This window comes from Microbispora catharanthi, from assembly GCF_006334915.2.
GTDB lineage: Bacteria > Actinomycetota > Actinomycetes > Streptosporangiales > Streptosporangiaceae > Microbispora > Microbispora catharanthi.
Genome location: NZ_VDMA02000004.1, coordinates 113753 through 126392, shown reverse-complemented (window position 1 = coordinate 126392; position 12640 = coordinate 113753). Strand labels below are relative to the sequence as shown.

Below are 12640 nucleotides of genomic sequence, written 5' to 3'. Positions count from 1 at the left end.
TCGCCCCTCCCGCCTTCTCTCCCGCCCGGCAGGCGTGGGAATCTGCATCTCCTATGCCCTGGAGGTATGGATGAACCTGAGACTGCTCGAGTACGTGGTGGCGATCTGCGAGGAGGGAAGCATCAGCGCGGCGGCGCGGCGCCTGCACCTGACGCAGCCGACGCTCAGCCGTCAGGTGCACGAGCTGGAACGGCGGCTCGGGACGCCGCTGTTCGAACGCGAGGGCAGGGGGATGGTCCCGACGTCGGCGGGCCGTGCGCTGGTCGCCCGGGCCACCACGGTCCTGGCCGAGGCGCGGGCCGCGCTGGACGACGTCCGGCTGGCGGCCGAGGGGCTGGCCGGACGGCTGACGGTGACGTTCGCCGGCTCGGGGATCAACGGCCCGCTGGGCGGCGCGCTCGGCCGGTTGCGCCGGGAGATGCCCCGCGTCGAGCTGAGCCTGGTGGAGAGCTTCAACGACGCCGAGATGTCCGGTGGCGTCCTGGACGGCCGCTTCGACATCGCCGTCCAGCGCCTGCCCACCCGTGACCCGCGTCTGGTGGCGCGCTCCTGGTGGCGCGAGCCGCTCAGCCTGTTCCTGCCCGCGGCGCATCCGCTGGCGCACGGGGCCGGCGCCGTGCCCCTGACCGCGCTCGGCCGGGTGCCGCTCGTCGTGTGGCCGCGAGAGGTCTCCCCGCACTCCTACGACGAGATCATCGCATTGTGCGATCACGCCGGCGTGACACCCCGTATCGGTGCGGAGGGCCGGAGCGTGCAGACGGTGCTGGCCCTGGTCGCCGCCGGTTTCGGCGCGGCCGTGATGTCGGACTCCCACCGCGCGCTCCGTCGCGTCGGTGTCCGCGCCCGCCCTCTGGAGGGCACCTCCACGACCCTCCACATGGTCTGGCGGGCGAACGACGGCAATCCCCTCCTCGAACGCTTCCGCTCGGTGCTGACCACCCTCGCCACGGGCGATCCCGCCGGCTCGGTCGATTGAATCCCCTATATCGGCACAAAGGTCTCTGCAGCCCCTTTACGATGGCTTGTCCGTAAGGGGGAGAGGCATGGCTGAGACCGACGAGACTCCTGAGGCCTCGGAAGGCCCGCGTTTCCAGCGACTGGGGCCGGTGAACTGGCTGCCCGAGGAGCGCAAGCACGTCGAGCAGTACGAGCAGCGGATCCGCGACCTGGAGAACCGGCTCGCCTACCAGGAGGCCCGTGCGGACTACGCCCTCTGGAGGCTCCAGGCCACCCAGACCCAGAAGCCCTACCGGGTCGCGCAGGTGCTGACGAACGCGTCGAAGCCCAAGAAGATCGTCCGGCTGCCCCGCGACCTCAGCAAGGCGATGAAGGACGGCAAGAAGGCGCCGAAGGCGCCGCCCTCCGCCATCGAGGTCGCCGCCGCCGCCGAGGCGCGGGGCCCCGAGGTCAAGATCCCGGGCCTCAAGTGGCCGGACGGCCCGGTCGTACGGCCGGACCTGCGGGTCGCGGTGATCCTCGACGACTTCTCCCGCATGGCGTTCAAGTACGAGTGGGACCAGATCGAGTTCGGGCTGCAGGACTGGCGCGAGGTCTTCGCCGAGAAGCGCCCCGAGATGCTGTTCTGCGAGTCGGCCTGGCACGGCAACCAGGGCCGCTGGCGCTACCAGATGACCGGGACCAACGCGCCGAAGCAGGAGCTGCGCGACCTGATCGCCTGGTGCCGCGAGGAGGGCATCCCCACGGTCTTCTGGAACAAGGAGGACCCGCCCAACTTCGACTTTTTCATCGACACGGCCAAGCTGTTCGACTACGTGTACACGTGCGACGGCGACATGATCCCGAAATATCGCGAGATGCTGGGTCATGACCGTGTCGGCGTGCTGCAGTTCGCCGCCCAGCCCCGGATCCACAACCCGATCCAGACCAAGCAGGGCCGGCCGTACGACGTGGTCTTCGCGGGGATGTACTTCCGCGACAAGCACCCCGAGCGGCGCGAGCAGATGGAGACGATCCTCGCGCCCGTGCGCCCGCTCGGCCTGCACATCTACGCCAGGAACGCCTCGGTGGCCGACAAGTACGCCTGGCCGGAGGAGTACCGCCCCCACATCGTCGGCGAACTGCCGTACGAGCAGATGCTGGCCGCGTACAAGATGTACAAGGTCTTCCTGAACGTGAACTCGGTGATCGACTCGCCGACCATGTGCGCGCGCCGGGTCTTCGAGCTGTCGGCCTGCTCGACCACGGTGCTGTCGGGATGGTCGCGGGCCATCGAGGAGACGTTCGGCCCGCTCATCCCGGTCGCGCACTCGCAGGAGGAGGCGTACAACCGGGCGATCTACCTGATCAACAGCCCCGAGCTGCGGGCGCGCCAGGGCCACCTGGCGATGCGCGAGGTGTTCGACAAGCACCTGTTCTCCCACCGGGTCGACCAGATCCTCACCGACCTCGGCCTGCCGGTCGTCCCGCGGTCGCGGTCGATCTCCGTGGTGCTGCCGACCAACCGGGCCGGCCAGCTCGAACACGCGATCAGCCAGGTGGCGCGGCAGCGGCACCGCAACCTGGAGCTCGTGCTGGTCATGCACGGTCTGTCGGAAGACCCGGCGGTCGTGCGCGACAAGGCCCTCGCGGCGGGCATCCCGGCCGTCAAGGTGCTGACCGCCGACCCGTCCTGGACCCTCGGCGAGGTGCTCAACCACGGCATCGCCCATGCCGAGGGCGAGCTGATCTCCAAGATGGACGACGACAACATCTACGGCGAGCACTACCTGTCGGACCTGGTCCGCGCCTTCGACTACGCCGACGCCGAGATGGTCGGCAAGGGCGCCCACTACACGTACTTCCCCGACCAGGACGTTACGATCTTCCGCCTGCCCGGGCTGGAGCACCGCTACGCCCACCTCATCCAGGGGGCGACGATCCTGGCCAGGACCGACCTGCTGCGGGCGTTCCCGTTCGAGGCGGTCAACGCGGGCGAGGACACCCGGCTCGTGCGGCGCTGCAAGGAGGAAGGTGTCCGGATCTACTCGGCCGACCGGTACAACTTCATCTACATGCGCGGCTCGGACGCCACCGCCCACACCTGGCAGGCGGCGGACTACAAGCTGACCCGCAACGCCCAGTTCTGCTTCGCCGGCAACCCCGAACCGCACGTCCTCATCTGACCCGTGCTCCTGTGGGAGCAGGCCGTCCAGGGCTCGTCACGGCCCTGGACGGCCGCCTCCGGCTTGCTCCTGGCCATACTCTGACCTGCTCGTTCTCCGCTTGGTACCCCTGGCTGTACCTCCATTGGGCAGCACGCGGGAGCGACCGGGAGGGCCCGCGGCTGATGTGCTGATCACTGTCAGTCGAGCGCTCCCACAGGAGAGAGTGAAATGGCAGTCGACAGCCGGCCGGAGGCCGGGCACCACACGAGCGAGACCGGGATCCGGGGCTTCATCCGCCGCCGTCCGCTGATCAGCTTCTTCGCCCTGGCCAACCTCATGAGCTGGGCGGCCTGGTTACCCTACGTCCTCTCGAACAACGGCCTGGGGGTCTGGGACTTCGATTTCCCCTCGCTGCTCGGTACGACCCAGTTCGCCGGCGTTCTCCCCGGCGCCTACCTCGGTCCTATCTTCGCCGCGTACATCGTGACCAGGGTCGCGGACGGCAAGGAAGGCGTCCGCCGGTGGGTCGGGCGGATGACCAAGTGGCGGATCGGCTGGGCCTCGTACCTCGCGACCGCCCTCGGCGTCCCCGCCGTCATCATCGTCACCGGTCTCGCGCTCTCCGGCGAAGACATCCACATGCCGCCCGTCGCCGCGCTGGTCGCCTACGTGCCCGGCCTGCTGCTCCAGATGGTCACCACCGGTCTGGCCGAAGAGCCCGGCTGGCGCGACTTCGCCCTGCCCCGCATGCAGCGCAAGTTCGGCCCGCTGGGAGCCACCGTCATCCTCGGCCCGCTGTGGGGCGTCTGGCACCTGCCGCTGTTCCTGAGCCAGTGGGGCGGGTGGCCGGACGTCACCTGGATGAGGGTCGGCGAGTTCATCGCCTTCGCCACCGTCTTCAGCGTGGTCGTCACCTGGGTCTTCAACCGGACCGGCCAGAGCCTGCCGCTGATCATGCTGCTGCACGTCAGCGTCAACAACTTCATGTCGATCGTCTACTCGAACATGTTCCCGTCGATCGACACCCCCGAGCACGCGAGCCATGTCACCCTGCTCGCGGCCACCACGGCGGCGGTCCTCGTGCTCGTCGCGACCCGCGGCCGCCTCGGCTACCGTCCGGTCGAGGAACCCGCGCCGGAGCTCACCCCGCAGCGCTGAACCACCGCGCCGGAAGACGGGGCATGGCACATATGCCGCGAAAAGACCCTAAGATCGTTGGCCCGAGGGGGTGCATGATGGCGGCACGCCAGCGGAAGCCGGCCGGCACCCGGCGAGGCGGCCGGAGGGGTGTCGCCGCACGCGCCCGTGGCGTCTTCGACGCCCTCGAACACCTCGTCGGCGGTCTCGGCACCGCGCTGCTGGCGTTCGCCGGTCTGTTGTGGCTCGTCCTGGTCGGGCTCACCAGTGTGATCGGCCTGGGCCTGCTCCTGGCACCCACCGTGCCGCGTGTCGTTCGGTCCGTGGCCGAGCGGGAGCGCGGCCGGTTGTCCCGCTGGGGGCCGGAGATCGTCGGTCCGGGGCCCGCGCCGGCCGGCGTACGCGCCGCTGTCGCCGATCCGGCCGTCCGCCGGGAGCTGTACTGGCTCCTCGTGCACGGCACGATGGGCCTGTTCCTCGGCCTGGCGGCGGTGACCCTGGTGGTGGACGCCGTGCAGGACATCACGTACCCGCTGTGGTGGCGGGCGCTGCCCGTGGAGGACCCCGCCCCGACCCTGGTGTTCTGGGACGTGCACGACGACGCCGACGCCTGGGCGGTCGCGCTCCTCGGCGTGGGGCTGGCCGTCTGCTTCCTGGTCCTCGGGACGGGAATGGCCCGGTTGCAGGCGTGGCCGGGACGCCGGCTCCTGGCGCCCACCGCGGACATGGACCTGTCCCTGCGCGTCGCACAGTTGTCGGCCACCCGCGCGGCGGCGCTGGACGCCCACGCCGCGGAGTTGCGGCGGATCGAACGCTCACTGCACGACGGGGCGCAGAACCGGCTGGTCGCCGTCACCGTGCTGCTCGGCGCGGCCCGCCGCGCGCTGGCCCAGAACCGGCCGGGCGCGCAGGACATGCTCGAACGCGCCCAGGAGACCGCCGAGCAGGCACTGGCCGAGCTCCGGACGGTCGTCCGCAGCATCCTGCCGCCCGTGCTGGCCGACCGGGGGCTCGCCGACGCGCTCGCCGGGCTCGCGGCGAACTGCGGGGTGCCCTGCCGGGTCGACGTCGACGCGCTCGGCAGGTGCGCCGCCTCCATCGAGGCCACCGCCTACTTCGTGAGCGCCGAGGCGCTCACCAACATCTCCAGGCACAGCCGGGCCAGGAACGCCACGGTGACCGTACGGCGTGAGGGCGGCATGTTGTCCCTGCGGATCGAGGATGACGGCGTCGGCGGCGCGGACGAACGGCACGGCTCCGGGCTCACCGGCATGCGTAGCCGGATCGAGGCGCACGACGGGCGTCTCACCCTGACCAGCCCACCTGGTGGGCCCACCACCCTCGACGTGGAGTTGCCGTGCGGATCGTGATAGCCGAGGACGACCCGCTGCTACGTGAGGGGGTCGCGCTGCTGCTGCGCGCGGAGTCTCTGGACGTGGTGGCCACGACCGACTCCCCGGACACCTTCCTGACGGCCGTCGACGCCCATCGGCCCGATGTGGCCATCGTCGACGTCCGGATGCCTCCGACCCACACCACCGAGGGCATCGCCGCGGCCGTGGAGGCCAGGCGCCGTCAGCCCGGCCTGGCGGTGCTCGTGCTGTCCGCCTACGTCGAGCAGGCGTTCGCCACCGAACTGCTCGCCGCCGGAACCGATCGGCTCGGATATCTGCTCAAGGAGAGAGTCGGCCGCGTCGGCGAGTTCCTCGACGCCCTGCACCGGGTGGCCGCCGGAGGCACGGCCATCGACCCCGAGGTCGTCGCACAGCTGCTCACCCGCACCCGCTCCGACAGCGGGCTGGAGCGGCTGACCGCCCGGGAACGCGACGTGCTCGCCCTGATGGCCGAGGGGCTGGGCAACACCGCCGTCTCCGAGCGGCTGTTCATCAGCGAAGGCGCCGTGCACAAGCACATCCGCAGCATCTTCGCCAAGCTCGACCTGGCGCCCACCGACCGGGCGGACCGGAGGGTCACGGCCGTCCTGCGCTACCTGGAAGAGACCCAGCGCCGCGGCTGACGCCGTGGAAGACGGGCGGTCGCGCGGAGTTCGCCCACCGGTCCGTGATCCTGCCTCGCCACGGCAGGAAAGGAATGCCGGGCGGTTTGCGATAGTTGCCCTGTTCCGGGACCCTCCCGCCTTCGGGCGAGCGGGTCCCGCGTACGTGCACGCCGGACAGGGGAGCCTCTCACGTGACCACGAAGTCGACCACGACGACGGCATCGAAAGGCATCGGGCTACGGTCGGAGCGCGGTCCCGTGCTCGCCGCCATCATGCTCTGCACCGCTCTGGTGGCGCTGGACAGCACGATCATCGCCACCGCGGTGCCGTCCGTCGTCACCGACCTCGGCGGGTTCTCCCAGTTTCCCTGGCTGTTCTCGATCTACCTGCTCACGCAGGCCGTGACCGTGCCCATCTACGGCAAGCTCGCCGACGTGTTCGGGCGCAAGCCGGTGATGTTCTTCGGCATCGGGGCGTTCCTGCTCGGGTCGGTGCTGTGCGGGGTGGCCTGGAGCATGCCCGCGCTGATCGCCTTCCGCGCGATCCAGGGCATCGGGGCCGGGGCGGTGCAGCCGATCAGCATGACGATGGCCGGCGACCTGTACACGGTCGAGGAGCGGGCCCGCGTCCAGGGCTACCTCGCCAGCGTGTGGGGCATCTCCGCGGTGGTCGGCCCGACGCTCGGCGGCGTGTTCTCCGAGTACGTCTCCTGGCGCTGGATCTTCTTCATCAACCTGCCGCTCGGCGCGGTGGCCGCCTGGATGCTGGCCCGGCGCTTCAAGGAGCAGGTGCAGCGGGGCTCCCACCGGATCGACTACACGGGCGCCGTGCTGCTCACCGGCGGCTCCTCGCTGCTCATCCTCGGCCTGCTGGAGGGCGGCGTCGCCTGGGACTGGAACTCGGCGCCCAGCCTGCTGATCTTCGCGGCGGGCCTCCTTCTGATCGCCGCCTTCGTGCTCGTGGAGCGTCGCGCGGCCGAGCCGGTGCTGCCTCTGTGGGTGTTCCGCCGCCGCACGCTGACCGGCGGCAACCTGACCTCCCTCGGCATCGGTGCCCTCACGATCGGGCTCACCTCGTACGTCCCGACGTACGCGCAGGGCGTGCTGGGCACCGGCGCGCTGGTGGCGGGCTTCGCCCTGGCCGCGCTCACCGTCGGCTGGCCCCTCGCCGCGACGTTCTCCGGCCGTTTCTACATGCGCATCGGATTCCGCGACACCGCGCTGATCGGCATCGTCGTGGTGGTGGCCGGCACCGTGCTGTGCGCGCTGCTCGGGCAGAACGCGATGATCTGGCAGGTCGCGGCCGCCTGTTTCGTCGTCGGCGTCGGCCTCGGGCTGTCGGCCAGCCCCACGATGGTCGCCGTGCAGTCGGTCGTCGGCTGGGAACGCCGCGGCGTGGTCACCGCGACCAACATGTTCTGCCGCTCGATCGGCAGCACCGTCGGTGCCGCGGTGCTCGGCGCCATCTCCAACGCGACGCTGTCGGACCGCTTCGCCCACCCGCCCGCCGACGTCGCGGGACGGCTGCCGGACAGCCTCGACGCCACCAGCCTGGTGCTGAAGGCCCAGGGCGCGGCGGCCCATTCGGCCACCGCGTCCTTCGTCCGGGGCGCGCTGTACGACGCGGTCCACCACATCTTCATCGCGCTCGTCGTCGTGGCCGTGCTCAGCGTCGCCGCGCTGCTGCTCATGCCCCGCCGTACGACCGAGCTGACCTTCGACTGACCGCCCACTCCCGCCCCCGTCACCAGAGGGGTCGTTGGCGGACACTTCCGCAGCTCAGCCCCGGACTCGAGCCGATAAGGCTAATCTCATCTAAGTTCATTTCGTCGAAGTGGAGTTAGATGAGATGGCGAACGAGGTCAAGCCCGGCGAGATCTTCGACCGCGACATCGAATGGGACGAACTGGTCCGATTCGTCAGTAACCCCGACCCCGGGCCCAACCTCGCGGTGGTCTATGGCCACCGTCGTCAGGGCAAGAGTTTTCTCCTCGATCACCTGGCGAGGCGGTACGACGGGCTTTATCACGTGGCCGCGGAGGATGACCCGCGCACGGCGTTGGACAGCTTCGCCGCCTCCATGGCCGAATGGCTCGGCCTGGCCGTACCGCTGAGGTTCGAGGACTGGAAGTCCGGGATCGAGGCCGCCGTAGAGCAGATGACCCGGCGCTCCGTGGAGACCGGCAGACCGGCGCTCATGGTGATCGACGAGTACTCGTACCTGCTCTCCGGAACACCTGCCCTGTCGTCCTACATCCAGAACGCCTTCGATCGCTACAAACGCGACCGGCGTGGCACCGTCCGCATCGTGTTGTGCGGGTCGGCCTTCTCCCTGATGGCCAACCTGCTCTCCGGTGACAAGCCGCTGTATGGAAGAGCGGCGCTCAGCAGGCTTATCCGGCCCTTCGACCACCGCGTCGCCGCCCGATTCTGGGACGCCACGCATCGCCCGACGGCCCTGCGGCTGCATGCCATCGTGGGAGGAGTCCCCGGTTATCGGATGCTTTCCGAAGCCGTGCATCCCCACTCAGGATTTCACTCTCCAGGCGACCTGGACGAGTGGGTGGTCGCAACCGTACTGAATCCCGCCTCCATGCTGTTTCAGGAACATGATCGACTACTGCGAGAGGATCCTCGGATCAGCCACCGAGCCCTTTACCAGGGAGTGCTCCGGCAGATCGCCCAAGGCGTGACCAAACCCGGCAAGATCGCCGTCGGCCTGGGCCGCGACGCGCGGAGCATGAAGCATCCACTCGATGCCCTGGTGGATACCGGCCTGGTGCGGCGCGTGGAGGACCTCGTGTTCTCGGGGAAGACCAGCTACCACATCGCCGAACCGATTCTCCGGTTCGCCCACGCCGTGATCCTGCCCCGCCTCACCCAGCTTGACCGCGGCAGATCTCGTCTGGTCTGGGAGCGTTCGGCCGACGTCTTCCGCAGCAATATCCTCGGCCCGCACTTCGAGGACCTCGTTCGCGACTGGCTCGCCGATCAGGGGTGGGCCCGGCTGGGCTTCCCCGAGCCGGGCGAGGTCGGCCAGACGACGATCAGTTCCGGAGCCGACGGGCAACGTGGCCATCAGGTCGACGTGGTGATGCTCGACCCTGACTCCTCTCCGCGTGGAGACCGAGTTGCCGTCCGGCTCCTGGGTGAGGCCAAATGCACCGCGGAGCCGCGCAGTGGACACGATCTGCGACGGCTGGAGAAGATCAGAGAGCGCATGCGCTCCATCGGCAAGATCGACGTCTCGGCCACGCGGTACGCCGTCTTCAGCGAATCCGGCTTCGCGGCGGATCTCCTTGCAGAAGCGAGCCGTAGGGATGACGTCCACTTGGTGGATCTCGACGACCTCTACGGCGAATGAGCCCGCCATAGGCCAGACGTTCGTCCCCGTCGGGATGACGGGGACGAACGCGCGGGCCGTCAGGAGGCGGCGTCGATGGCGTTCTTCGTGGGGGGCTCGGCGCCGTTGACGCTCGCGCCGTCCTTGGCCGCCGCGGGGGTGCCGCCGGCCAGCAGGGAGCGGGCCAGGCCGAGGCCGGTGCCGCCCAGCGTGAGCGCCTTCGCCAGCATCTCCTCGATGCCCTGGGCGCCGTTGAGCACCACCATGTGGTCGACGTTGCCGAACGCCTTGGAGCCGGCCTCCACGATCTGCGGCCAGTTTTCGGCGAGCTGCTGGGCGATGACGGCCTCCTGGTTCTCCCGCAGCGCCTCGGAACGGGCCCTGATCGCCTCGGCCTCGGCCAGACCCTTGGCCTTGGCCGCCTCAGCCTCGGCCAGACCCTTGGCCTTGGCCGCCTCGGCCTCCGCGAGACCCCGCGCCTTGGCGGCCTCCGCCTCGCCCAGACCGGTCGCCTTGGTCGCCGCCGCGGCGGCCTCGCCGCGCACCCGCACCGACTCGGCGTCGGCCGCGGCCGCCTGCTTGACCTGGGACGCCTGAGCGGTGGCGCGCAGCTCGGTCTCCCTGGCCTCCGCCTCGGCCTGGGCGATGCGCGCGTCACGCTCGGCCTGGGACAGCGTGACGGTCTCGTACGCCTTGGCGTCAGCGGGCTTGCGAACCTGCGACTGCAGCCGCTGCTCGGCGAGCTGGGCCTCCAGCTCCGCGGCCCTGGTCTCCTGGACGACGACCTCCTGGCGCGCGGTGGCCTCCGACAGCGGGCCGGCCTGCCGCGCCTTGGCCGCCGCCTGGTCCACCTCCGCCTGGTAGCCGGCCTGCTGGATCTGCGACTCGCGGATGGCGGAGGCCTTCTTGGCGGCCGCGACCTGCTCGGCCTCGGTGGCCTCCTGGTCGCGCTGCGCCTCGGCGATGCGGGCCGCCGCGGCGATCTTCGCGGCGTGCGGCTTGCCCAGGTTCGTGATGTAGCCGGTCTCGTCCTCGATCTCCTGGATCTGCAGCGAGTCGACCACCAGGCCGAGCTTGCTCATCTCGTCGGCCGCGGAGCTGCGGGTCTCACTGGTGAGCCGCTCGCGGTTGAGGATGAGGTCCTCGACGGTCAGGTTGCCGATGATCGAACGCAGGTGGCCGGTGAACAGCTCGTGGATGGCGCCGTTCATCGAGTCCTGCTGGTCGAGGAAGCGCCGGGCGGCGTTCGCGATGCTGGTGAAGTCGTCACCCACCTTGTAGATGATCACGCCGCGCACCTGGACCGGGATGCCCTGCTGGGTGACGCAGTTGACCTGCAGGTTCGTGGCCCGGCTGTCGAGCCGCAGCCGCCGGGCGGTCTGGAAGCCGGGCAGCACGGCGGTGCCCTTGCCGGTCACGATCTTGAAGCCGAGGCTGTCGGCCAGCTCGTTCTTCGTGTGGGCGCCGAGACCCGAGATGATCAGCGCCTCGTTGGGCTCGGCCACCCGCCAGATGGCCTTGAACAGGAGGATGAGGACGATGACGGCGACGACGGCCACACCGACCACGACCAGGATCTCCGGTGACATGGGAGCCTCCGCGAAGTGGGGGGAAAGGAGGACGGAGCGAGTCAGACGACCGCGCGAGCGACGTAGACGGTGCGCGGGGGCGAATACTCCACGACGACGACGATGGACCCCACCGGGATCTCCTCGTCCGGAATGCTCGGATAGGCGTAGAACGCCTCGACACCCCCGCGGATGGGCACCATCACCTCGCCGACAAGGCCGGGGCCGATCCTGCCCGTGACCCTGCCCTGTCTGCCGACCACCCGCGTCACCCCGTCGTTTTCACCGCTCCTGGCTGCACCGCGAATGCGCAGGTTACCCCGTATAACCCTGCCGTGACAGAGCCGTCTTCCGTTTCCAGCCCCGCCGGCCGCGCGATTCGCCCTACTCTGCACCATCACTGTTCAGAACGGTGGGATCACGCGCGAAGTTCCGGTCACGTCGCGGCGGCCTCCTTCTTCGCGGGGCGACGGAGTCTGGTGAAGACCCAGGAGACGTCGGGCTCCACCGCCCACCGGAACGCCCTGCGCACCGGGGACGTGCAGAGCAGGGCCGCGAGGACGGCTCCGAGGACCACCATGGCGGTCACGCCGAGTGGGTTGACGAGGACGTCGTGGAAGCGCTCGGCGACCTTCACGGCGAACCCGTGCAGCAGGTAGGCGTACATCGTGGCGGCGCCCAGCCCGGTGAACCAGGTGCGGCGGCGCGGAGTGATCGCGAGGAAAGCCGCCACCAGCAGGGCGCCGGCCGCCAGCAGGGCGAGCCGGATCAGCGTGCCGGTCAGGTCGTCCACGCCGATCTGGTGGTTGGAGTGGCGCCAGCGGATCCACTCCGTCGGCACGAGCGTGTGCACGGCGAACGCCGCGGCGAGCGCTGTCGCCAGGACGGCCCCGCCCGCGATCCTCGCCCGGCGCCCGCGCAGGCGGTCGAGGTGCTCGGGCGTGAGCATGAGGCCGAGCACGTAGAACGGCAGCAGGCCGAACGTGCGGTTCATCGACAACTCGTCCGGCAGGGCGCTGGTGCCCGACAGCAGGCACAACCCGACCGCGATCACCAGGGGATGGCGCAACTGCTGCCAGACCGGCGTGGACAGCCGCCACAGGAACAGCGACATCAGGAACCAGGTCAGGTAGTACGGGTCGAGCAGGCTGATTTCGAGCTTGCCGTACAGGAAGAAGCGGGGCAGCGAATAGGCCACCTCGAAGATGACGTACGGCACCGCGAGACCGCTGATGAGCTTGCGCGCCTTACCGGGAGAAAACGTGAAATTACGGGACAAATAGCCGCTGACGACGATGAAGAGCGGCATGTGGAAGAGGTAGACGAAGAAGTAGAGCGCATGTGCCGCGGGGACGTCCCGCAGGTCCTCGACGAGATGCCCGGAAACGACGAGCACGATGGCCAGGAACTTGGCGTTGTCCAGCAGCGGGTCGCGGGTGGCGGCCCTGCCGGACGGGCGGGCGGGAGCGGTCACGGTCATGCGGCCGGAC

10 protein-coding genes are annotated in these 12640 nt (G+C 69.8%); 7 read left to right on the top strand and 3 right to left on the bottom strand.

The window, feature by feature from the left end; translation table 11 throughout:
• Nucleotides 1–70: 70 nt before the first annotated feature.
• The 7 genes from FH610_RS08930 (at nt 71) to FH610_RS08900 (ending at nt 9603) form a co-directional block, all read left to right on the top strand.
• Nucleotides 71–976 carry a LysR family transcriptional regulator gene (locus tag FH610_RS08930; protein ID WP_139573816.1) on the top strand — a complete coding sequence of 302 codons (906 nt, stop codon included), beginning with the start codon at nt 71–73 and terminating at the stop codon, nt 974–976.
• Between the two features lie 67 nt (nt 977–1043).
• On the top strand, nt 1044–3122 hold the full coding sequence (locus tag FH610_RS08925; RefSeq protein WP_139573815.1) for a glycosyltransferase family protein: 2079 nt from the start codon (nt 1044–1046) through the stop codon (nt 3120–3122).
• A gap of 210 nt (nt 3123–3332) precedes the next feature.
• On the top strand, nt 3333–4262 hold the full coding sequence (locus FH610_RS08920) for a CPBP family intramembrane glutamic endopeptidase (RefSeq protein WP_139573814.1): 930 nt from the start codon (nt 3333–3335) through the stop codon (nt 4260–4262).
• A gap of 74 nt (nt 4263–4336) precedes the next feature.
• On the top strand, nt 4337–5611 hold the full coding sequence (locus tag FH610_RS08915; protein ID WP_240808850.1) for a sensor histidine kinase: 1275 nt from the start codon (nt 4337–4339) through the stop codon (nt 5609–5611).
• Nucleotides 5599–6258, top strand: coding sequence for a response regulator transcription factor (locus FH610_RS08910; protein WP_139573813.1), 660 nt, complete (start codon nt 5599–5601; stop codon nt 6256–6258). Before FH610_RS08915 ends, FH610_RS08910 begins: the two co-directional genes overlap by 13 nt.
• Before the next feature lie 173 nt (nt 6259–6431).
• Nucleotides 6432–7964, top strand: a complete 1533-nt coding sequence (locus FH610_RS08905) for an MDR family MFS transporter (protein ID WP_240808849.1) — start codon at nt 6432–6434, stop codon at nt 7962–7964.
• Between the two features lie 124 nt (nt 7965–8088).
• Nucleotides 8089–9603: an ATP-binding protein gene (locus FH610_RS08900; RefSeq protein ID WP_139573812.1), complete on the top strand. Its 1515-nt coding sequence runs from the start codon at nt 8089–8091 to the stop codon at nt 9601–9603.
• A gap of 59 nt (nt 9604–9662) precedes the next feature.
• Here FH610_RS08900 and FH610_RS08895 read toward each other — a convergent pair whose 3' ends face one another.
• The 3 genes from FH610_RS08895 to FH610_RS08885 all read right to left on the bottom strand — a co-directional run bounded on the left by FH610_RS08895 (nt 9663) and on the right by FH610_RS08885 (nt 12630).
• Nucleotides 9663–11171: an SPFH domain-containing protein gene (locus FH610_RS08895; protein ID WP_139573811.1), complete on the bottom strand. Its 1509-nt coding sequence runs from the start codon at nt 11169–11171 to the stop codon at nt 9663–9665.
• A gap of 41 nt (nt 11172–11212) precedes the next feature.
• Nucleotides 11213–11413 carry a hypothetical protein gene (locus tag FH610_RS08890; RefSeq protein WP_030507699.1) on the bottom strand — a complete coding sequence of 67 codons (201 nt, stop codon included), beginning with the start codon at nt 11411–11413 and terminating at the stop codon, nt 11213–11215.
• A gap of 173 nt (nt 11414–11586) precedes the next feature.
• A complete protein-coding gene (locus FH610_RS08885; protein ID WP_139573810.1) occupies nt 11587–12630 on the bottom strand; it encodes an acyltransferase family protein in 1044 nt (347 codons plus the stop codon).
• Between the last annotated feature and the right edge of the window lie 10 nt (nt 12631–12640).

What these genes read in the sequence shown, in the direction of transcription:
- FH610_RS08900 (WP_139573812.1), top strand. Translation starts at nt 8,089, where the DNA reads ATGGCGAACGAGGTCAAGCCCGGCGAGATCTTCGACCGCGACATCGAA.
- FH610_RS08895 (WP_139573811.1), bottom strand. Translation starts at nt 11,171, where the DNA reads ATGTCACCGGAGATCCTGGTCGTGGTCGGTGTGGCCGTCGTCGCCGTC.
- FH610_RS08925 (WP_139573815.1), top strand. Translation starts at nt 1,044, where the DNA reads ATGGCTGAGACCGACGAGACTCCTGAGGCCTCGGAAGGCCCGCGTTTC.
- FH610_RS08920 (WP_139573814.1), top strand. Translation starts at nt 3,333, where the DNA reads ATGGCAGTCGACAGCCGGCCGGAGGCCGGGCACCACACGAGCGAGACC.
- FH610_RS08930 (WP_139573816.1), top strand. Translation starts at nt 71, where the DNA reads ATGAACCTGAGACTGCTCGAGTACGTGGTGGCGATCTGCGAGGAGGGA.
- FH610_RS08885 (WP_139573810.1), bottom strand. Translation starts at nt 12,630, where the DNA reads ATGACCGTGACCGCTCCCGCCCGCCCGTCCGGCAGGGCCGCCACCCGC.
- FH610_RS08915 (WP_240808850.1), top strand. Translation starts at nt 4,337, where the DNA reads ATGATGGCGGCACGCCAGCGGAAGCCGGCCGGCACCCGGCGAGGCGGC.